Here is a 19660-nt window from a genome sequence, read left to right as displayed (position 1 = left end):
GAGACGTGCTGCCTGCGGCCTCAGTCCTTGCGGGTCAGGAAGGCCATGACCGCGGATTCGAAGGCGGCCTTCTGCTCGATCATCGCCCAGTGGCCGCAATCCGGGAACACGTGCAGTTCGGCGCGCGGGATGGTGCGCATCGGCAGCAGGGCCATATCCAGCGGGCTCACCCGGTCGTCACGTCCCCAGGTCACCAGGGTCGGCGCCTTCACCTTGTGCAGCAGCGCCCACGGCGGCGGTGTGTCCGCGGCGTCCATGGCACGCACCATCGCGGTGAACGCGGCCCGGCTGTACATGCGGCGGGCGCTGTCGAGGGTGGCCGGATCGGTGGCCTGGGCCCAGCGCTCCTCGATCATCTCCTCCGTGACCAGGGCCGGGTCGTACACCATCGAGTGCAGCCAGGCGATCAACCGTTCCCGGGTGGGGTTCTCGGTGAAGTCCTGGAGCAGCCGGATGCCCTCCCCCGGACCCGGACTGAAGATGTTCTTGCCGATACCGCCGATGGTGACGATCTTGCCGACCCGGTCGGGGTGGGCGATCGCGTAGTTCAGCGCGACCCCGCCGCCCATCGAGTTGCCGACGATATCGACCCGGTCGAGGCCGAGCGCGTCGACGAAGCGGACCACCGCGTCCAGGGCGGTGATCATCGGATGCCCGCCGAAATCGTCGCTGACGCCGAAACCGGGGAACTCCAGGATCAGAGTGCGGAACCGTTCGGCGAAGAAATCGAGATTGCCGCGGAAGTTACGCCAGCCGGTGACCCCGGGCCCGGAACCGTGCAACAGCAGCAGCGGCGTACCGGAGCCTGCCTCGTAATACCGCAGCATTCCGGCGTCGGTACGTATCTCCCGCAGCTCGTGCTCGGTGCTGGGAACCGTCGTCATCGTCAACCCTCCATCTCCGCGTACTTCCTTCCGAACCACGCTGCCAGGTGCGCGGCGACCGCTCATCCGAAGTTCCCGGTGAGCGGTCGCCCCGTGCCGTCCGGGGAAGCGGCACCGGACCTTCGAGAGGGGGTTCGGTGCGCCGAGGTAAAGGCCGAGTTCTGCTGCACGGTCACCCTGCCTATAGAATGAACATTGGTTCATTCTATAGATGGGAGGGCGGCCCGTGGCGCGCACCACCGAACAGAGCGCGGCCCTGAGCGCGGCAACGCGCAGCGCGGTGCAGACCGCGGCGGTTCGCGTTTTCGCCCGGCACGGATACGCCGCATCGGCCATCCGTGACATCGCGACCGAGGCCGGCGTCGGCGTCGGCACGATCTACCGTCACTATCCGACCAAAGACGCGCTGTACGCCGACCTGCTCGACCAGGCACTGACCGGGCTCGACAGCCTGACCGGGGAACTCTCCGGACCAGGGCGCCCGGTCGAGATCATCCGGGAATTCACCACTCGATACCTGGCCGGTCTCACAGCCGACGACGGCGCCGCCGAGTTCATGATCGTCATCAACCAGGGCGTGACCGCTGATGCGCCGTCCGCGTCGATCACCCGAATCCGCGACGCGCACAGGTTGATGCGGCGCACCTTCGAGAACCTGATCCGCCGAGGACAGGCGGGCGGCGAACTCGGTCGAGGAGATCCGGCTCAACTCACGACCTGTTATTTCGCGATGCTCGGCGGTCTCACCTCGATCCGAGTAGGTCTCGGCGCCGAGTTCACCGCCCCGGACGTCGATGTCGTACTCAAACTGCTCACCCAGGGACCCATACAATGATCACGATCAGGCACGGCGACGAGCTCGGTGAGGACTACCGCAGATCGATCACCGCAGTGCTCGTCCATGGCTTCGCCGAGGACTTCGCCTTCTTCTCCTCCGACCCCGAGCAGCTGACCGCCGCGTTCGCGCACATGCTCATACTGGAGCGTTTCGTCGTGGCCCTGGTCGACGGCGAGCCCGCCGCCATCGCGTCGGTCACCTCCGGCGATCAGGAATGCTTCGCACCGCGACCACCCGAGTTCCGCCGCCATCTCGGACTCCTCCGCGGGACCATCGGCTATCCGGTGGTCCGCTCACAATTCCTCGGCGCCCCCGATGAAGCGCGGGACGGGCTGGCCGAGATCGCCTTCGTCGCCACCGCCCCCGCCCACCAGGGGCGCGGAGTGGGAACCGCGCTGATGCAGTACATCATCAGCCTTCCCGGCTACGACGAGTTCATCCTGCGCGAGATCAAGGACACCAACACACCCGCGCTGAGCCTCTACCGCAAGTTCGGCTTCACCGAGTACCAGCAACGCCCCGTCCGATTCGCGCGGCGTGCCGGCTTCGGTCAGTATCTATCGCTTCGCCTGAGTAGGGTGTAGCCCCACCGGCGGGCGAGCACCGGGGAAGCCGTGTCAGCCCAGGCGGCCCGGCACGGGTTCCCGGCGGCGTTCGTCGGTGGGCAGATCACCGTCGGCGACGGCCCGTTCGATGGAATCGCGCAGCGCCGGGCAGGTGGGGATCCATTTGCTGTGCTCGCCGAGGGCCGCCCGGCGGGCGAATTCGGGGCAGGCGGATTCGGCGTCGTCGAGCCATTGCACACTGGTGTGGCTGGGGCTGAACTTCTCCACCAGCACTCGGTTACCGCAGTTGGCGCACTGTACGGGCTGCACGATCACTCCTTCGTCGCGGCGTGGCGGGCGGCGATATAGCCGAACACCATGGCGGGTCCGATGGTGGCGCCGGCGCCCGCGTAATCGGTGCCCATCACCGCGGCGGAGGTGTTGCCCGTCGCGTACAGACCCGTGATCACGGAGCCGTCGGCGCGTAGAACCTGCGCATTCTGGTTGTACACCAGCCCACCCTTGGTACCGAGGTCGCCGATGCGGATTCGCAACGCGTAGAACGGCGCCCGGTCGAGTACGTCGAGGGTGGGCTGCGGGAGAGTCGGGTCGCCGTAGTAATTGTCGTAGGCGCTCTCGCCGCGCCCGTGATCGGTATCGCGGCCGGTGCGCGCGGCGTCGTTGTACCGGCGCACGGTCGCCTCCAGGGCCGCGGCGGGCACGCCGATCGCGTCCGCGAGTTCACCGACGGTGGCCGCGCTGCGCACCAGCCCCGAGGACAACCAGTCCGCCGGGAACTTCTGTCCCGGCATGATCCCGCCTATCGGGTAGCGGTTCTTGGCTCTGCCGTCGAACACCAGCCACGCCGGGTCGTGACCACCGGCCAGTTGCGCGTGCACGAAGGTGACGTAGGGGGCGGCCTCGTTGGTGAACCGGGCGCCGGAGCCGTTCACGATGATCGACCGGGGTATGGACCGTTCGGACACCAGAACCTGGTTGATCCCGTCGGGCCGCTGGAACGACGGCATCCACCAGGCGTCGTCCATGAGATCGACCGCGGCGCCGACCCGTTCCCCGGCCACGATCCCGTCACCGGTGTTGTCGGTGGAGGCGGCGCTGAAGTTGTCGCGGCCCCCGGCGGGCAGATGCCGTTTGCGCAGCGCCTGGTTGTATTCGAAACCGCCGGTCGCGAGCAGCACTCCGTCGCGGGCCCGGATCCGTATCTCCCGGCCGGACCGTTCGGCCACCACCCCCAGCACCGCACCGGTTTCGTCGGTGATCAGCGACCGCATCGCGGTATTCAGCCACAGCGGGACCCCGGCGTCGCGCAGGGCCAGGCGGAGCCGGGCGATCAGGGCGCGGCCGAGAGTGTCCATATGCCGGCGCAAAACCACGGCTTTCACTGCCCGCAGTCCGGTGAGCAGCGCGGTCCAGCGGGCCTTCCAGGTCCGGGTGACCATGTTCAGCTGGACGAAATCCTTGGAGGTGATGAACAGCCCGGGCGGGGTGGCGAGCGCGGCCGGACGCAGGTAGGGCTCGTCGACACCGAGTTCGCGCAGGTTCACCGGCAGCGGTTCGATCGACCGGCCGGCCGGACGTCCGCCGGGGGCTTCCGGGTGGTAGTCGGAATAGCCGGTGCACCACTGGAAACGCAGGTGCGGGCCGCTGCTCTCCAGGAAGTCCAGCATTGCCGGGCCCTCATCGATGAACGCGTCCAGATTGGCCGAGGGCACCCGGTCACCGACCACCGCGTCCAGGTAGGCCCGCACCTCGGCGCGGGAATCACGCAGGCCCTCGCGCAGCAGCACCGGGTTGTTCGGTACCCAGATCCCGCCGCCGGACAGCGCCGTACTGCCGCCGTAATAGCCGGCCTTCTCGATGACCAGGGTGTCCGCGCCCCGGTCCGCGGCGGCCAGTGCGCCGGTGAGGCCGCCGGCGCCGCTGCCCACGACCAGGAAACCCACCTCGTGATCCCAGGGCTGTTCGGTAGGGGACACGGATATCTCTTTTCTCGTAGAACTCGAACTCAGCCGAAGCTGATGTCCTCGGCCGACCAGAACGCGCGCATACTCGTGATCCGCGCGTTCTCGTCGAAGGTCATGACGTCGATGGGTTCGACGGTGATGGTCTGGTCACCGGTCTCGGTGACCACCCGGAAACCGAACGCGGCGCTGCCGCCGCTCACCCGCAAGGTCAGCAGTTCGGTACTGCGACCCGCGGATTCGAGGCTCCCGTAGAACTTCTCGATGGCCGCGCGGCCGGTGTGCGACGGACTGCCCACCGGGTCTTCCAGGGTGGCGTTCTCGTCGTAGAGGGCGGCGATATCGGCCGCGGTTCCGGTGGCCACGGCGTCGAGGTAGCGGTGTATGGCCGCGCGGATCTGTTCGGGTTCGGGCATGGGCGTTTCCTGTTCGGGTTCGGGGCGCCGTGATCCGGCCGGCCCGTGGGGTGAGCGGTCGCCGGTCGGCGCTAACGGCCGAGCATGTCGAGAACAGCGAGGTGGGCGAACAGCATCGATGCGCCGATCGGGTTGCCGCCGCCGGGGTAGACGGTGCCGCTGACCGCGGCCATGGTGTTGCCCGCGGCGTACAGGCCGGGGATCGGCGTCGCGTCGCGGTCCAGCACCCGGGCGGCACTGTCGGTGCGCAACCCGCCTTTGGTGCCCAGATCGGACAGGCCGAAGGCGGCGGCGTGGAAGGGCCCCCGCTCGATCGGCACCAACGGCAGCTCGCCCTGGGAGAAGGCCCGGTCGTAGGCCTCGTCGCCGCGGCCGAAATCGGTATCGGCCCCCGCGGCGACCATCGCGTTGTACCGCTCGACCGTCTCGACGAGGTGCGCGGCGGGGACACCGATGGCCGCGGCCAGTCCTTCGAGCGTCTCGGCGGTATGCCACAACCCGGCCGCCTGGTACTTCTCGGTCTCGACCATGGACACATTTGTGGCCTGTACCGGCGGCCTGACCCCGTCCCGATCGTCGTAGATCATCCAGAACGGCAGGGTCATACTGCCGGCGCGCAGCCGTTCGATGGCCGCCCGGCCGAGCCGGTCGTAGGGCGCGGATTCGTTGACGAACCGCTTACCGTCCTGGTCGACGAAGATGCCGCCGGTGAACCACAGCGCGAAGGCCGACCGCCCGTCCGGATGGGTGAGCCCGGGCGACCACCACGCCTGGTCCATGAGATCGGTATCGGCTCCGGCGGCGATACCGGCCCGATGCGCTTTTCCTTGATTACCGGGCGGGCCCATGGTGTCGCGGGCCGCACCGGGCACCCCGTAGTGGCGGCGCATCTCTTCGTTGCCCTCGAATCCGCCCGCCGCCAAGACCACACCGCGCCGGGCCCGGATCGCGATCGTGCCCTCGGGCCGTTCGATACGCGCGCCGATCACCGTGCCGTCCTCGACGATCAACTCCGCGAGGGCGGCGTTGCGGTACAGGCGGACGTCCGGATAGGCCGCCAGCGCACGCAGGAAACGGCCGATCAGCGCCTGCCCGCCGATCAGGAGCTCCGGCGGTTCGGCGCCCAGCCGGTCGGTGTCCAGCGGGCCGCGCAGATGTGCGCGCAGGTCGCCCAGTTCGGCGGCGGGCAGCGGTACCGGGACGATATGGCGTTGTCCGTCCGTTCGCGCTTTCGGCGCGGCGCCGAAATAGTCCGGCCACGGGTACATCTGGAATTCGAAACGCTCGTCGCCCTCCAGGTATTCGATGAGGTCGCGACCGCGGCGCACGAAGGTTTCCTGCAGTTCCCCCGGGGTGCGGTCACCCACAACCGCGCGGAAATAAGTGAGCGCGTCGTCGAGGGTGTCATCGGTACCGGCGCGCTCCAGTACGGGATTGCACGGGAACCAGACCCCGCCACCACCGGAATACGCCGTGGTGCCGCCGAATTTGTCGGTCGCCTCCACCACCGCGACCGACAATCCCTCCCGGGCCGCGGTGTAGGCGCCGGCGAGTCCACCGCCGGATCCCGCCACCAGCACATCCACTTCGTCGTCGAAGTCCACCACTGCTCCACCGCCTCCTCGCGCTGCCGGCTCGTGCCGAGGCCGACGGTAGGGCCGGTGCGCGGCGCGGGCGAACGGTTCTCCCGGTCACCGGGAGAACCGGCGTTATCCGGTGAATGTGCCGGTCAGCGGGAGAAGGGCGACCAGGAGGCCGCGGCTGTCCCTACCGTCGCCGAAGAGCACCGGACACCCGAGCAGTTGGAGGCACTGTGAACCCCGGAAACCCCTCGTCACCCGGCCGGACCCGAGTCGATGTGGCGGTCGTCGGCGCGGGTATCGCGGGACTGTACGCGCTGCACCGGTTCCGTAGCCGCGGCCTCACGGTACAAGTGTTCGAGGCCGCCGACGGGGTGGGCGGGGTCTGGTACTGGAATCGCTACCCCGGCGCCCGCTGCGATGTGGAGAGCGTGGACTACTCGTACTCCTTCGACGAAGACCTCCAGCAGGAATGGGATTGGAGCGAGAAGTACGCGGCGCAGCCGGAGATCCTCGCCTATCTCGAACACGTGGCCGACCGGTTCGATCTGCGCCGCGATATCGAATTCGGCACCCGGGTCACCGATATCCGCCTCGACGAGTCGGCACTGACCTGGGAGGTGGACACCGATACCGGTCGCCGCGTGACGGCCCGGTTCGTGGTGCTGGCCACGGGCCCGCTGTCGAATGCCAACACCCCGGCGATCGAGGGCCTCGACACCTTCGCCGGGCGGCTGCTGCACACCTCGGCCTGGCCGCAGGAGGGTGTCGACCTGACCGGCCGGCGGGTCGGTGTGATCGGCACCGGTTCCTCGGGAATCCAGGCGATCCCGGTGCTCGCCGAACAGGCCGCGCGGCTACACGTCTTCCAGCGCACCGCCAACTACAGCGTGCCCGCCGGCAACACCGCCCTCGACGACGACCTCCGGCGCGAGCAGAAGGCGAACTACGCGCAGCGTCGCAGGTTGTCGATGGCCAGCGGTGGTGGATCCCCGCACCAGGCGCATCCGAAATCGACCCTCGCGGTGAGCGAGGCGGAGCGGCGCGCCGCCTACGAACAGCGCTGGCAGCTGGGCGGTGTGCTGTTCAGTAAGACCTTCCCCGACCAGCTCACCGATCCCGCCGCCAACGAGACCGCCCGGCTGTTCTGGGAGGAGAAGATCCGCGCCGAGCTCGACGACCCCCGGGTCGCCGAGCTGCTGATCCCCCGCGACCATCCCATCGGCACCAAACGCATCTGCACCGATACGAACTACTACCGCACCTTCAACCGGGAGAACGTGCAGCTGGTGGACCTGCGCGCCACCCCGATCGAACGGATCGACGCGGGCGGTCTGCACACCACGGGTTCGTATTTCCCGCTGGACGCCTTGGTGCTGGCCACCGGATTCGACGCGATGACGGGTTCGGTCGCCAAGATCGCGATCACCGGCCGCGGCGGACGGACACTCAACGAGGCGTGGGCGGAGGGCCCGGTGAACTATCTCGGGCTCGGTGTCCCCGGTTTCCCCAATCTGTTCAACCTCACCGGCCCGGGCAGCCCATCGGTACTGGCCAATATGGTGCTGCACTCGGAATTACACGTGGACTGGGTGGCCGAGGCGATCGGGTTCGTCGACGGACGTGGAGCCACCGCGCTGGAGGCCCGTGCCGACGCGGCGGCGGCCTGGGTCGCCGAATGCGCCGAGCGAGCGTCCGGGACCTTGATGACCCGGGCGAACTCCTGGTACCTGGGGGCGAACATCCCGGGCAAACCGCGGGTCTTCATGCCGTTCGTCAGCGGTTTCGGGGTGTACGGCGAGATCATCGCCGAGGTCGCGGCCGCCGACTACAAGGGTTTCGACCTACTGGATCGGTGAGCGACACGATTGCGCCCGCCGCGGTGGTCATATGCCGGACCGGTATATGACCACTGATAGCATTCGGCGAATGACGACGAGCGAACCCGACCTGGCGCAGATCAACCTGCCGCCGACCAGCTGGGCGGTGCTCGCAATGCTCTCCTACGAGGAGGAGATCTCCGGGTACGACCTGAAGAAGTGGGCCGACTGGAGTATCCGCTACTTCTATTGGAGCCCCTCCTACAGTCAGATCTACTCGGAGCTGAAGAAGCTCGAACGGCACGGGTTCGCGCACTCGCGGGTCGACGCCGACAACGCCATGCGCGGCCGCCGCCTCTACCGGATCACCCCGGCCGGCCGGGCCGCCGTGACCGCCTGGACCAACAGCGCGCCGGTCGACCCGCCGATGCTGAAACATCATGTGATGTTGCGGATCATGTTCGGGCATCTGAGTTCGCCGGAGCGACTCAAGGAGATCCTGCGCGACCATATGGCCGATGCCGAACGGCTCGAACACAGTGCCGCCGTCGACGCGGCGGCCGCGAAATCCGAACCGGGCTGGGCCTACTCGCAGATCGTGCTGCAGTGGGCCGAACGCTACTACGCCTCCGAACGTGTCCTGACCCAGCAGCTGATCGACGATATCGACGCGGCCGAGACCGCGCTGGTGGCGGCCGAACGCGACGAACAGGCCGCCTATCCGCATCCCACCCCGGGCCGCTGGCGCGAGGTCGAGCAGCGGGTGAAGGACGAGGAACCCGGGCGGCGCTGATCGCGATCGCCCGGCGCCCGGTCCGCCGATGCGGGCCGGGCGCTCGGCAGCGCAGGCGCGCTCGACCGGGCCGGCACGGGGCGCCCGGTACGAGGGCACCGACACCGAACCCCGGCACCCGCACCGGGCCGGAGGCGTGACCCGTCGTAAACCGGTCAGGTCAGCACCGGTTCTGTACGGACGCAGTAGCTGTGGCAGACCCGGTCGCGGACGACGACCTCCGGGCATTCCGGGTCGAACCAGCGGTCCACCAAACCCCAGTGCACGGGATGCGCGAGGTAGGCGCCCACCAGGCCGTCGAGGTCGCTGAACTCCTGCTCCCAGATATGCGTCCACTGCGTGGTGCCCTCGGCCCGAAGGGCCCGGCTCAGCCGCCAGGCGCGGATGGTGGATATATGCCGGGGCATCCGCAGCAGGTCGGCCTCGAATTCGGCCAGCGCCCGCGGCGGCGTGGCCGGGTCCACGCGCAACAGCAGGGTGCGGTACACCGTGCCCGGGCTGCTCGGCCCGGCCACACCGTGCACGCCGGGACCGTGGTCGGCCCCGTCGACGCGCAGCACCTCCGCCCGGTCGCACAACTCTGCCAGCCGGGTCGCTGCCGCCCGCCCCACCGCGGGCTCCGCGAAGCTCAGGCGCAGCAGAATATCGCCACCGTTGCGCACCCCGGGCAGAGTCGGTTCGATCAACGCGCGCCGCGCCACACCGGCTGCGGCCCGCAGCTCGGCGAGCAGAGTATCGAGCGCGCCCGGGGCGACGTCCGGGATCAGATGGATCAGTCGGGTGATCTCATACATCGGCGAGCGCCTCGATATCGCCGGCCGCGGCGGCCGACTCACGGGTCCGCCGGGCTATCAGGTGCTCGACCCCGGCCCACCATCGGGCCGGCTCCGGGTCGGGCCGGCTTCGCCAGGTCGTCTCCCACCATCCGGCGGGACCATCGAGCTCCCAGGTCACGGTGACCGTATTGGGCCGGTCGTCGAGCCAGAGCGGCGGCGCCACCAGCACCCGGTCGAGGACCATCCCCCGCGCGGTCGCCCCGGGGACGTACTCGGCGAGATAGCGGTCCACGAATTCCCGTGCCCGGCCGGGCATCGTCTCGATCCGGTCGACGATATAGACCTTCGCTGCACCCATAGCGCCACGGTATGGCCGCACCCGGCGGTCCGGCCGGGACCGGCCCACTCTCCGGGAGACGCGGCTCCGTCCGCGCCGTCGCCGACCTACGGTGGCCCGATCAGCTGCAGAGCCGGGAGCTACCGGCCACGAGATCGAGGAGGCCGCAGTTGGAATCAGGAGCCGTACGCGACTCGGAGCCCGGACTGCTTCCCGAGGTGGCCTCGATGCTCGCCGCCCTGGACAGTGGCTTCCCGGACGTCACCACCCTGACTGCGCCGGAACTGCGGGCGATCATCCGGTCCCGCCGCGCGCCGCTGCAGTGGCTGCCCGCCATGCGCGATGTCTCGAACCTGACCGTCGACGGGCCGGGCGGCCCGCTGCCCCTCCGGGTCTACCGGCCCCGGCACGACGCCTCGGCGCTCCCGGTGGTCGTATTCGCGCACGGGGGCGGGTTCGTCTTCTGCGACCTGGACAGCCACGACGAGTTCTGCCGGGCGATGGCCGAGGGTGTCGGCGCGGTCGTGGTGTCGGTGGACTACCGGCTCGCCCCGGAGCATCCCGCACCCGCGGCGCACGAGGACATGTACGCCGCGCTCGGCTGGGCCGCCGAGCACGCCACCGAATACGGTGGCGATCCCGCCGCGCTCGTGGTCGCCGGGGACAGTGCCGGCGGAAATCTCGCCGCCACCGTGGCATTGGCGGCCCGCGATCGGGGCGGACCCCCGATCGCCGCGCAACTGCTCCTCTACCCGGTGATCGACGACGATTTCGACACCGAGTCCTACCGGCGCTACGGCAGCGGCTACTACAACACCGCCGCGGCGATGCGCTGGTACTGGCAGCAGTACGCACCGCACGGCACCGCGGACACCCGTCTGGTGCCGACCCGCGCGGATACTTTGGCCGGCCTCCCGCCCGCAGTGGTGATCACCGCCGAACTCGACCCACCCTGCTCGTCCGGTGACACCTACGCCCGGCTGCTCGCCGACTCCGGTGTCGCGGTGCGCCACCGGCGTTACGACGGGTTGTTCCACGGGTTCCTGACGATCCCGGCGCTCGCGGTCACTCGGACCGCGCGTGCGGAGATCTGGGAAATGGTGCGCGCCGCACTTCCGACCCGATAGCTGTAGTTCCTCGGGACGTTGTGGCCAGGTGACGTGAGCGCCGTCCGTGGCGTGCGGACGGGCGTAGACGCACGCGTATGGAGCCGGGACTCTGAACGATGGATGGTGGTCGCCGTCTCCGCTTGACTTCTGGTCATGAGTACAAGCCCGTTTGTGATCCTGACGTCCCTCGCGGCTCTCGCAAGTGCCGCGGTCGGCGGAATGAACTACGTGTTCTCCACATCTGTGATGCGCGGGCTGGACCGCACCGGCCCCATCGACGCCATCACCGCGATGCGCGGCATCAACGCCGACGCGAACACCAACCCGGCATTCCTGCTGGGGTACTTCAGTGCGACCATCCTGGCGCTGGTGGCCGGTGTGATCGCGCTGAAGCGGTTACCTCAGACCGGCAGCTGGTGGGTGCTGATCGGCGCGATCTTCGTAATCCTCGGTGCGATCATCACGATCGTCTTCAACGTTCCACTCAACAACCACCTGGACACCGTGAACCCCGAGGGACTGTCGGTGGCCGACGCCGCGCGCGAATGGCAGGCGTACTTCACGACCTGGACGGCATGGAACCACGCGCGCACGGTCACCAGCTTCGTCGGCGCCGTGCTGATACTGGCCGGCCTGCAGAACCGGTGACGCGCGCAGACCTGGGCCGGGCGATCACCGGCACGGCGCCGGTCGACAGCGACAGTCGTGCGGGCGGGCCGGTGGTGAAGCGCCCCGCGGCCGCGCTGCCACGAACGGGCACTGGCGGTCGACAGCGCATCCGGCCTAGCGTCCTGCCATGACCACCACAGCAGTTGTGACCGGCGCCGGCCGCGGTATCGGATTCGCCTTCGCCCGCCATCTCGCCGACGCGGGACACCTGGTCGTGCTCACCGATATCGACGGTGACGCCGCCCGGCGGGCCGCCGCGGAGATCGGCCGGGGCGCGGTCGGGCTCGCGCAGGATGTCCGCGATATCGCCGGCCACCGCGAGATCGCCGCGCGAGCCGCGACCCTGGGACAGCTCACGACGTGGGTGAACAATGCCGGGGTGCTCTTCGCGGGCGCCGCCTGGACCCATCCGGACGAGGAGATCACCACCATCCTGGATGTGAATATTCGCGGCGTCGTGGCGGGGACCGCGGCCGCGATCGCGCAGATGGGGCAGGCGGGCGGGGTCGTGCTGAATGTCGCGTCGCTGTCGGCGCTCACTCCGGTCCCGGGTCTCGCGCTGTACGCCGCGACCAAGGCGGCCGTCCTGTCCTACACGACCTCTGTGCAGGGCGACCTCCGGCATGCCGGGCTACCCGTCCGGGTGCGCGCGCTGTGTCCCGATGTGGTCGGCACCCGGATGGTGACCGCACGGGCGGCGGATCCCGGCGCGGCGCTGCTGTTCGCCGGGCCGAAGCCGATGGACGAGGACGCCGTCGCCCGCGCCGGTATGGCGCTGATGGACAGCCGGCAGATCTTCCGGGTGATGCCGCGATGGCGCGGTGCGCTGGTACGCGGCGTCGATCTGGCGCCCGCGTTCGGTCTGAGCCTGGTCGCGCTGATGCGCAAGCTGGGTGATCGCCGTCAGGCCGGTAGCTGAGCGAGCACGACACCGGTCAGACGTACTGCAGGGCCGGCGTCGGGTGGGGCCTCGGCACCGAGCCCAGCGGGCGGGACTGCTGCAGCGTGGGATGCACCCGGACCCGGCCGTCCTCGACATTGCGCCAGATCCCCAGCGCGGTCATCCGCACCGGTGCGGCCGTCCGGTGATCGAAGCTCATCCGGTCCACCGGCCCGCAGATCGATACCGCGGCCACCGCCTGACCGATCTCTCCGACCGGTGCCGCCACGCACCCGAATCCGGCCAGTGATTCCTCGCGCTCGAAGGCGATACCGTGCGCGCGGACCTTGGCCAGTTCGGCCCGCAGTTGCGCGGCCGTGGCGATGGAGTACCGCGTCTTCGGCCGGACGGGGCCGGCACCGAACACATTGCCGCGCTCGCCGTCGGCGTAGGCGAGGATCGCTTTGCCCACCGCCGTACAGTGCGCGGGCTGGCGGCCTCCGACGCGGGTCGGTACCGCGCCCGCCAGCCGTCCGCCGACCTTGTCCAGGTACACCACGTCCGTGCCGTCGAGCACGGCCAGATGCACCACGCATCCGGTGGTGCGGTGCAGTTCGTGCAGGAACGGCACGGCGGCGCGGTGCAGCCGGTCCTGGTGCACCGCCAGCGAGCCGAGTTCCATCAACCGCAGGCCCAGTTCGTAGTCCCGGCCGTCGCGCCGCAACCAGCGCAGTTGTACGAGCCGCTCCAGGATGCGGTGCGCCGAGGACCGGGGTAGCCCGGTCCGCCGCACTATCTGGGCGAGCGTGAGGCGTCCCGGGCCCTCGAACGCGTCGAGAACGAGCGAGACGCGGTCGAGCACAGCGCTCGGGGTGGCGGCGTCGGCCTGCATAGTCATGAGCCCTCCATTGGGTCTACGAGCTGATGCCCAATCGAATATGCCGAATAGGCATATTCCTATTAGTAGCATTCCTTTGTGGTAGCTGTCACACGAATCGCAAAGGTTGGCCGAAAATCACGAACGGCCCCCAGAACCGGGTGCTAAACCCGGCCCCAAGGGCCGTTCCAACCGTCTCGATACAGGCCCGCCCGGGACATCCCCGTCCGCCGATCTCATGAGACGCGTAAGGAGCCGAGGCCCCGTCCGAGGCCTCGGCTCCACATCGCCGCAGGCGGCGCGGTTACATCGCTGCCAGTGGTTCGCTACCGGACCAATCGTGGCCCCAGTAGCTGTCCGCGGTGATCTCCTCCGCGGTGTAGTACTTCTCGTCGACCTTCATCCCGTCGGTGCCGAATTCGATATCCCAGCCGCCGGGGGCGCGCACGTAGAACGACACCATCTTGTCGTTGGTGTGCCGGCCCAGCGTCGAGGACACCGAGAACCCGTCCTTCGCCACCCGGTCCAGCGCCTGGCCCACCGCGTCGAGCGAATCGACCTCCACCATGATGTGCACCAACCCGGGCGCGCCGCCGTGCGGCGCGGGGCACAGCGCCAGGCTGTGGTGGCGTTCGTTCACGCCCAGGAAACGGATCCGCACCGGCCCGAACTCGGGCGGCGCCGGCACCCGGAACGCGCCGCGCGGCAGGAAACCGAGGACCTCGGTATAGAACTCGAACGCACCGCCCAGGTCCATGGTGGGCAGCACCACGTGCCCCAGGCCCTGGGCGCCCGTGACGAACCGGGCGCCGAACGGGGTCACCACCGGGCTGTGGTCGAGTACGGGGCCGTGGAATACCTCCAGCGTGGCGCCGGCGGGGTCGGTGAAGGTGATCGCCTCCTCCACCCGGCGGGCGTCGGCATCGGCCTGGGACAGCGATTCCACCGTGATACCCGCCTCGGACACGGTCTCCCGCACCCGCCGCAGCGCGGCGTGGTCACGGACCTCCCAGCCGATCCGCACCACCTCGTCGGTCTCCCCGGCGACTACCACGATCCGCGCGGCCCGCTCGTCCATCCGCAGGTAGAGCGCGTTCTCGTCGGGTCCGGACCCCTCCGCGAAGCCGAGCACGTCCAAGGCGAACTGCCGCCAGCGCTCCATATTCGTGGTCTGTATCTGTACATAGCCGAGGCTCTTGATATCGGTCATTTCGTTCCTGTCGTTCTTCTCGTCCCCGGCCGGTCAGATCATCGAGCGAAGATGCTCGGCCGGGTCGAAACCCATCGAGCTCAGCGCCGAGGCGTGGTAGACGGTGCTCGGTACATGGATGGCGTGATTGAGGCCGGCGTGGGCGTCGCGCCAGTACCGCTGCAGCGGTTTGTCCATGCGCAGCGCGTTACCGCCCGACCGGGCGAAGATCTGGTCCACGGCCATCACCGCTCGCCAGGCCGCCCGCACCTGGGTGCGGCGTCCGGCCGCGCGGAGCGCGAAATCCACCTCGCCGCCGGATTCGACAATGCCCCAGATCCGGTCCACATTGGCCAGCAGTTCCTGGCGCGCGGCGTTGATATCGGCGGCGGCCTCGCTGATCGCGAACAGCACGTACGGATCGTCCTTGACCGCCGTCCCCTGCGCACCCACCCGGCCGCGCTGGTAGTCCAGATGCGCGGCCAGCGCGCCCTCCGCGATCCCGATGACCGCCGCGCTGATACCCAGCGGGAACATCGTCGACCACGGCATCTTGTACAGCGTCTCGGTGACGCCGTACTCGCGCTGCGCGGTGCCGTCGATGACGTGGTCCCCGTTCATCACCCGGTACGACGGCACGAACGCGTCTTTAACGACGATGTCCTTGGAGCCGGTGCCCTTGAGCCCCACCACGTTCCACGAGTCCTCGACGATCTCGTAGTCGGCCCGCGGCAGAATCATGTGCAGCATCGTCGGCGGACCGGCGATCCCACCCTGCTCGTCGCCGAGCATGGCACCGAGGAAGATCCAGTCACAGTGGTCGGTTCCGGAACTGAACTGCCAGCGGCCGTTGAAGATATAGCCGCCGTCCACCGGACGGGCGATACCGGTCGGCGCGTACGGCGACGCCATCCAGGTGTCGTTGTCGGCGCCCCACACTTCTTCCTGCACCCGCGGATCGGCGAAGGCCAGCTGCCAGGGATGTACCCCGACAATGCCGCAGATCCAGCCGGTGGCCGGATCCAGCGCCGCCGCGGACATCACCGATTCGGCGAACTCCCGCGGATGCGCCTCGAACCCGCCGTACTTCTTCGGCTGCAACAACCGGATCGGGCCGGCCGACTTCAGTAGTTTCGCGGTCGAATCCGGCAGCCGGCCGAGCCGTTCGGCCTCCGGGGCCTGGTCGCGCAGCTGGTCGGCGATCGCCGCGAGATTGTCGAGAACTCTGGTCATGATGGGTTCCTAGGTAACGCGCGCCGGGTGTTCACCCGGCGCGCAGGAGAAATGTTCGGGTCAGGTGGTGGTGTCGAGTACCGCGCCGCGGGCGATGTTGTCCGCGACCTCCGCCTCCCAGCTGGTGACGGCGCGTTCGGTATCGATCTCGAATTCGAAGCGTTTGGTCATGTCCTCGGTGATGTCCTCGACATCCACATAGAACTGCTGGTACCAGCGGCGCAGCTGGTAGACCGGCCCGTCCTCCTCGGAGAGCAGCGGGTTGTCGATGGGCGCCTTGTTCTTCCAGATCTCGACGTCCTGTTCGAAACCCACCTCGACACCGCGCGCGAACTGCGCCGCCATCGCCTCGGCGTCGGAGTCCGACATACCCTGGGGTTTCTTCACCATCGCGCCGTACTGCAGGACGAACGAATTCGACGTGACCGGGTAGTGGCAGTTGATCAGCACCGTCTCGATCGTCATGCCCTGCGCCTCGTTCCACAGCCAGTCGATCATGTAGGACGGGCCGAAATACGAGGCGTCCGAGCGCAGCGAGGAATTCGGGTCGTCGTAGTTGGTACCGACGTTGATATCCCCACGGGGGGTGGACCGCATGTACTGGGTCGCCACATGCCCTTCGAAAACGTTCTTGAAGTAGCGCGGGAAGGAGTAGTGGACGTAGAAGAAGTGGGCCATATCGACCACGTTGTCCACGATTTCCCGGCAGTTCGACCCCTCGACCAGCAGGGAGTTCCAGGTCCAGTCGGTCCACTCCGAGGTGCCGTAGCCCTCGATCTCCGGGACCGTCACCGCGTCGGTGGGTTTGCTGCCCTGCGGGTCGTGCCAGACGAACAGCTGACCGTTACGTTCCAGCGTCGGCCAGGCCCGGGTGCGGGCCAGCGGCGGTACCCGCCGGGCGTACGGGATCCCGGTGCACTTGCCGTTACCGCCCCAGCGCCAGTCGTGGAACGGGCAGGCGATGGAATCGCCTTTGACCGTCCCCTGGGCCAGGTTGCCGCCCATATGCCGGCAGTACGCGTCGAGCACGTGCAGCGTGTCGTCGGTCTCGGACCGGAACACCACCAGCGTGGTGCCGAATGCCTTGACCTCGTGCGGTTGCCCGTCCCGAAACGATTTCGCCAGGCCCAGGCAGTGCCAGCCGCGCGCGAACCGGGTCGGGGCCGCGGCCGCCTCGATCTGCCTGTATTCGTCTGTACCGTGCTGGGGTCGCCCGTTCGGTGCAAGATCCGGCATCGGAACCTCCATGTTCCAGCGGAGTTGTGTGACTGCGCCGATAGTGACCTGGGGCGCCGGGTCGACCCAGCCGCGTTCCCGGTCAGTGGACACGTTTCGGCGCCGCGATTGCGCCGGCGTGTCCCGCCCGGCCGGAATCCCCGGTCACTTCGACCGCCGCGGTACCCCGTATCCGGGACTCGGGGACCCCGGTTTGTGCCATGGTTGTGTTCTCCCCTCGGGGAGTCCTCGTGCCCCCGGCCCCCGCGGCCACCCGGCGACGAGCCGGAAACCCGGGCCGGGCCGGGCACCGGCCGCCCGGAAACGGGCCCTGAGCGGGGTGCGCGGCATTGTCGCTGGTTACCCGACGATAGGATTACGGAATGAGCGTCGACAATCGCCGGGTCCGGTCGTCCGCGCCGCCGGTGCGCGCGAACGGTCGCGACGATCCGGGCAGCGACGCAGCCACCGGGAAGAAGGAGAGTGCCGCGGCGGCTCGCCCCGTGCGGCGCCGGCCGAAGAACCGGCGGGCACAGATCGCGGCGGCCGCGGCCAACGCGTTCGGTTCGCTGGGATACCACGGCGTGAGCATGGAGGACATCGCCGGCGGGCTCGGTATCAGTTCCGCCGCCCTGTACCGCCACTACCCCAGTAAGTACGCGCTGTTCCAGGAGGAGTCGCTGCGGGTCGGCCAGGCCATGGCCGAATCGGTGCGGCTCGACACCGACGCCGCGGCGGCCCCGCCCGAGCAGCGGTTGCGTACGGTGCTGGAAGCACTCAGCGCGGTCACGGTCGCCAACCGGGCCAGTGTGGCGCTGGTGCGCTGGGAAGGCCGCTACCTGGAGCCGGCGGACCGCGAGATCCGGGAGGTCCAGCAGAACGCGGTGCTGGAGGCGCTGGGTACCCGGCTCGCCGCCTACCGTCCGCAGCTACGCGGTCAGGACCGCCAGGTGCTGGTGGTGGCCCTGCTGTCGGTGATCACCAGCATCGCCGATCACCATGCGGCGCTACCTACGAAGGCCCTTGCCGGACTGCTTGTTTCCACCGCCATGGATCTCGCGGCGGTAACGCTGCCGGAACCGGGGGAGGTCGAACCCGCCCGCCCGGTGGAGATCCCGGAATCGTTCAAACACGAACTACTGCTCCGCAAGGGTGTGGAACTCTTCCACGCCCGCGGATACCCGAATGTGAGCGTGGAGGACATCGCCACCGCGGCGGGCCTGTCCGCGGCGTCCGCGGTGTACCGCTTCTACCGCGGTAAGAGCGATCTGCTGGCCGCCGCCTTCCGGCGCGCCGCCGAACGGGTATCCAGCGCGATCGGGCCCGCGGTGGCCGGGGCGGCCGGACCGCGGGAGGCGCTGGATTCGCTGATCGACCAGTACGTCGAGGGTTCGTTCGCCGAACGGGAACTCACCTTCGTCTACTACACCGAATTCCAGCACGTCCCCGCCGAGGAACGCGCCGCCCTGCGCAATGTGCAGCGGCTGAGCGTGGAGGAATGGGCGCGGCTGGTCCGGCAGGTGCGTCCCGAACTCTCCGGTCCGCAGGCACGTTTCCTCGTCCACGCGGCCTTCGCCCTCGTGGTCGACCTGGGTCGCGCGTTCGGCACGGTCGCGACCGCCTCACAGGAACGGGTGGCCCTGCTCATGCGAGCCGTATTGTACGGCCGGCCCGCCCACTAGCCCCCGGCCGTTCGCCCACTAACTAGCCCCGGCCGTTCGCCCGCCTGCCCCGGTCGGGCGTCCCGTCACGAGCCGGCGACCCGTGCCCGGGCGCGTACCCGATCACGATGCCGGGCTCGGAGCGAGCGGAGTGATCATCTGGTCGACCAGCCAGTGTCCGTCGATCTTCTGCATCCGCATCACCATGCTCAACTGCCCCGGCGCGGGCTGCCCCCGGGTGCCCAGGCTGGTGATGGTCTGCCCGATCACCACCACGGTCTCGGCCGAATCCGCATCGGCCTGTTTCACCGCGCACTGGATATCACCGGCGGTGGAGACCACCTGACCCGCGACGAGCGCCTCCCGCAGTTCGGCGGTGGTCGTCTCGAATTCCTTCTTCCAGTCGCCGGTGGCGCCCGCCGCTACGGCCGAGAAGTACGGGTCCAGATTCTTCGCGTCGTAGTTGGCGAGCACCGGAGCGTAGCGGCAGGCCGCCTGCCGCGCTTCCTCGTACGCGGCCAGGGTTTCGGATTTGTCCTGTTCCTGCACATACAGGTAGCCGGCCACCCCGACCGCGCCCAGCAGCGCGACCACGGCCGCGACGAGAACAGCGATCACCGGACGGGTGATCCGGGCGGTGGAGCGCGGCTTCCCCGTGCCTGTATCGGTGCCCTCGTCGGCCGGCTCGGTGACCTTCCGCAACCGGTCCGCGCCGCCACCCGGCGCCGGATCCGGGGCGCTCGCGGCAGGTGCGGAATCCGCCGTGCCGGGCGACGGGGCTTCCGCGTTCGCTGCCGCGGAATCCGCCGCGTCCCCGCTTGTCACGGATGTGTCCTCACTCATGCTCGTCTACTCC

The 19660-nt window shown here is 69.0% G+C and carries 20 protein-coding genes; 8 read left to right on the top strand and 12 right to left on the bottom strand.

What is annotated here, in order from left to right:
• Positions 1-20 precede the first annotated feature (20 nt).
• On the bottom strand, positions 21-884 hold the full coding sequence (locus IG75_RS0133215) for an alpha/beta fold hydrolase (RefSeq protein ID WP_030525308.1): 864 nt from the start codon (positions 882-884) through the stop codon (positions 21-23).
• 211 nt (positions 885-1095) lie between these two features.
• Between IG75_RS0133215 and IG75_RS0133210 the strand changes: the two genes are divergently transcribed.
• Both IG75_RS0133210 and IG75_RS0133205 read left to right on the top strand, forming a co-directional pair.
• The gene (locus tag IG75_RS0133210; protein ID WP_210436870.1) at positions 1096-1719 is read left to right on the top strand and encodes a TetR/AcrR family transcriptional regulator; all 624 of its coding nucleotides are present in this window, start codon (positions 1096-1098) and stop codon (positions 1717-1719) included.
• Entirely contained in the window at positions 1716-2306 is a 591-nt protein-coding gene (locus IG75_RS0133205; RefSeq protein ID WP_030525306.1) for a GNAT family N-acetyltransferase, read from the top strand. Before IG75_RS0133210 ends, IG75_RS0133205 begins: the two co-directional genes overlap by 4 nt.
• 33 nt (positions 2307-2339) lie before the next feature.
• On the opposite strand, the gene IG75_RS0133200 is transcribed toward IG75_RS0133205, so the two are convergent.
• The 4 genes from IG75_RS0133200 to IG75_RS0133185 form a co-directional block, all read right to left on the bottom strand.
• Complete coding sequence (locus tag IG75_RS0133200; protein ID WP_030525305.1) at positions 2340-2597, bottom strand: hypothetical protein; 258 nt, start codon at positions 2595-2597, stop codon at positions 2340-2342.
• Between the two features lie 2 nt (positions 2598-2599).
• Positions 2600-4264 carry an FAD-binding protein gene (locus tag IG75_RS0133195; protein ID WP_030525304.1) on the bottom strand — a complete coding sequence of 555 codons (1665 nt, stop codon included), beginning with the start codon at positions 4262-4264 and terminating at the stop codon, positions 2600-2602.
• Positions 4265-4293: 29 nt separating this feature from the next.
• Positions 4294-4665 carry a nuclear transport factor 2 family protein gene (locus IG75_RS0133190; RefSeq protein WP_030525303.1) on the bottom strand — a complete coding sequence of 124 codons (372 nt, stop codon included), beginning with the start codon at positions 4663-4665 and terminating at the stop codon, positions 4294-4296.
• A 71-nt stretch (positions 4666-4736) separates the two neighbouring features.
• Positions 4737-6272 carry an FAD-binding protein gene (locus tag IG75_RS0133185; RefSeq protein ID WP_030525302.1) on the bottom strand — a complete coding sequence of 512 codons (1536 nt, stop codon included), beginning with the start codon at positions 6270-6272 and terminating at the stop codon, positions 4737-4739.
• Positions 6273-6478: 206 nt separating this feature from the next.
• Here IG75_RS0133185 and IG75_RS0133180 point away from each other — a divergent pair, with 206 nt between their 5' ends.
• Positions 6479-8104 carry a flavin-containing monooxygenase gene (locus tag IG75_RS0133180; RefSeq protein WP_030525301.1) on the top strand — a complete coding sequence of 542 codons (1626 nt, stop codon included), beginning with the start codon at positions 6479-6481 and terminating at the stop codon, positions 8102-8104.
• A gap of 70 nt (positions 8105-8174) precedes the next feature.
• Complete coding sequence (locus IG75_RS0133175; protein ID WP_030525300.1) at positions 8175-8858, top strand: PadR family transcriptional regulator; 684 nt, start codon at positions 8175-8177, stop codon at positions 8856-8858.
• A 155-nt stretch (positions 8859-9013) separates the two neighbouring features.
• Here IG75_RS0133175 and IG75_RS0133170 read toward each other — a convergent pair whose 3' ends face one another.
• Together IG75_RS0133170 and IG75_RS0133165 are read right to left on the bottom strand one after the other, a co-directional pair.
• Positions 9014-9652 (bottom strand): Dabb family protein, encoded by a 639-nt coding sequence (locus IG75_RS0133170; RefSeq protein WP_030525299.1) that lies wholly within the window; start codon positions 9650-9652, stop codon positions 9014-9016.
• Entirely contained in the window at positions 9645-9992 is a 348-nt protein-coding gene (locus tag IG75_RS0133165; protein WP_030525298.1) for a hypothetical protein, read from the bottom strand. Before IG75_RS0133165 ends, IG75_RS0133170 begins: the two co-directional genes overlap by 8 nt.
• A 206-nt stretch (positions 9993-10198) precedes the next feature.
• On the opposite strand from IG75_RS0133165, the gene IG75_RS0133160 reads away from it, so the two are divergent.
• From IG75_RS0133160 to IG75_RS0133150, 3 genes are all read left to right on the top strand, one after another.
• The gene (locus IG75_RS0133160; protein WP_036515854.1) at positions 10199-11098 is read left to right on the top strand and encodes an alpha/beta hydrolase; all 900 of its coding nucleotides are present in this window, start codon (positions 10199-10201) and stop codon (positions 11096-11098) included.
• 135 nt (positions 11099-11233) lie between these two features.
• Positions 11234-11728: an anthrone oxygenase family protein gene (locus IG75_RS0133155; protein WP_030525296.1), complete on the top strand. Its 495-nt coding sequence runs from the start codon at positions 11234-11236 to the stop codon at positions 11726-11728.
• A gap of 148 nt (positions 11729-11876) precedes the next feature.
• Positions 11877-12668, top strand: a complete 792-nt coding sequence (locus IG75_RS0133150; protein WP_030525295.1) for an SDR family NAD(P)-dependent oxidoreductase — start codon at positions 11877-11879, stop codon at positions 12666-12668.
• Between the two features lie 16 nt (positions 12669-12684).
• Here IG75_RS0133150 and IG75_RS0133145 read toward each other — a convergent pair whose 3' ends face one another.
• From IG75_RS0133145 to IG75_RS0133130, 4 genes are all read right to left on the bottom strand, one after another.
• Complete coding sequence (locus tag IG75_RS0133145; protein WP_030525294.1) at positions 12685-13521, bottom strand: IclR family transcriptional regulator; 837 nt, start codon at positions 13519-13521, stop codon at positions 12685-12687.
• Between the two features lie 289 nt (positions 13522-13810).
• Positions 13811-14716: a biphenyl-2,3-diol 1,2-dioxygenase gene (gene bphC / locus IG75_RS0133140; protein ID WP_030525293.1), complete on the bottom strand. Its 906-nt coding sequence runs from the start codon at positions 14714-14716 to the stop codon at positions 13811-13813.
• A 33-nt stretch (positions 14717-14749) separates the two neighbouring features.
• A complete protein-coding gene (locus tag IG75_RS0133135; protein ID WP_174561225.1) occupies positions 14750-15931 on the bottom strand; it encodes an acyl-CoA dehydrogenase family protein in 1182 nt (393 codons plus the stop codon).
• A 57-nt stretch (positions 15932-15988) separates the two neighbouring features.
• Entirely contained in the window at positions 15989-17164 is a 1176-nt protein-coding gene (locus tag IG75_RS0133130; protein WP_036515851.1) for a 3-ketosteroid-9-alpha-monooxygenase, oxygenase component, read from the bottom strand.
• A gap of 362 nt (positions 17165-17526) precedes the next feature.
• Here IG75_RS0133130 and IG75_RS0133125 point away from each other — a divergent pair, with 362 nt between their 5' ends.
• The gene (locus IG75_RS0133125; protein WP_081877316.1) at positions 17527-18825 is read left to right on the top strand and encodes a TetR/AcrR family transcriptional regulator; all 1299 of its coding nucleotides are present in this window, start codon (positions 17527-17529) and stop codon (positions 18823-18825) included.
• Positions 18826-18927: 102 nt separating this feature from the next.
• Here IG75_RS0133125 and IG75_RS0133120 read toward each other — a convergent pair whose 3' ends face one another.
• Positions 18928-19647: a hypothetical protein gene (locus IG75_RS0133120; protein ID WP_051715440.1), complete on the bottom strand. Its 720-nt coding sequence runs from the start codon at positions 19645-19647 to the stop codon at positions 18928-18930.
• Between the last annotated feature and the right edge of the window lie 13 nt (positions 19648-19660).

Origin of the sequence: Nocardia rhamnosiphila NBRC 108938 (assembly GCF_000720425.1) — a bacterium.
Taxonomy (GTDB): domain Bacteria; phylum Actinomycetota; class Actinomycetes; order Mycobacteriales; family Mycobacteriaceae; genus Nocardia; species Nocardia rhamnosiphila.
Note: the sequence above shows the minus strand (reverse complement) of the source record. Positions and strands in the feature narration are given on the sequence as shown.

Coding starts and splice junctions, on each gene's coding strand:
- IG75_RS0133215 (WP_030525308.1), bottom strand. CDS start 884: ATGACGACGGTTCCCAGCACCGAGCACGAGCTGCGGGAGATACGTACC.
- IG75_RS0133210 (WP_210436870.1), top strand. CDS start 1,096: ATGGGAGGGCGGCCCGTGGCGCGCACCACCGAACAGAGCGCGGCCCTG.
- IG75_RS0133205 (WP_030525306.1), top strand. CDS start 1,716: ATGATCACGATCAGGCACGGCGACGAGCTCGGTGAGGACTACCGCAGA.
- IG75_RS0133190 (WP_030525303.1), bottom strand. CDS start 4,665: ATGCCCGAACCCGAACAGATCCGCGCGGCCATACACCGCTACCTCGAC.
- IG75_RS0133175 (WP_030525300.1), top strand. CDS start 8,175: ATGACGACGAGCGAACCCGACCTGGCGCAGATCAACCTGCCGCCGACC.
- IG75_RS0133170 (WP_030525299.1), bottom strand. CDS start 9,652: ATGTATGAGATCACCCGACTGATCCATCTGATCCCGGACGTCGCCCCG.
- IG75_RS0133165 (WP_030525298.1), bottom strand. CDS start 9,992: ATGGGTGCAGCGAAGGTCTATATCGTCGACCGGATCGAGACGATGCCC.
- IG75_RS0133160 (WP_036515854.1), top strand. CDS start 10,199: ATGCTCGCCGCCCTGGACAGTGGCTTCCCGGACGTCACCACCCTGACT.
- IG75_RS0133155 (WP_030525296.1), top strand. CDS start 11,234: ATGAGTACAAGCCCGTTTGTGATCCTGACGTCCCTCGCGGCTCTCGCA.
- IG75_RS0133150 (WP_030525295.1), top strand. CDS start 11,877: ATGACCACCACAGCAGTTGTGACCGGCGCCGGCCGCGGTATCGGATTC.
- IG75_RS0133145 (WP_030525294.1), bottom strand. CDS start 13,521: ATGCAGGCCGACGCCGCCACCCCGAGCGCTGTGCTCGACCGCGTCTCG.
- bphC (WP_030525293.1), bottom strand. CDS start 14,716: ATGACCGATATCAAGAGCCTCGGCTATGTACAGATACAGACCACGAAT.
- IG75_RS0133130 (WP_036515851.1), bottom strand. CDS start 17,164: ATGCCGGATCTTGCACCGAACGGGCGACCCCAGCACGGTACAGACGAA.
- IG75_RS0133125 (WP_081877316.1), top strand. CDS start 17,527: ATGAGCGTCGACAATCGCCGGGTCCGGTCGTCCGCGCCGCCGGTGCGC.
- IG75_RS0133120 (WP_051715440.1), bottom strand. CDS start 19,647: ATGAGTGAGGACACATCCGTGACAAGCGGGGACGCGGCGGATTCCGCG.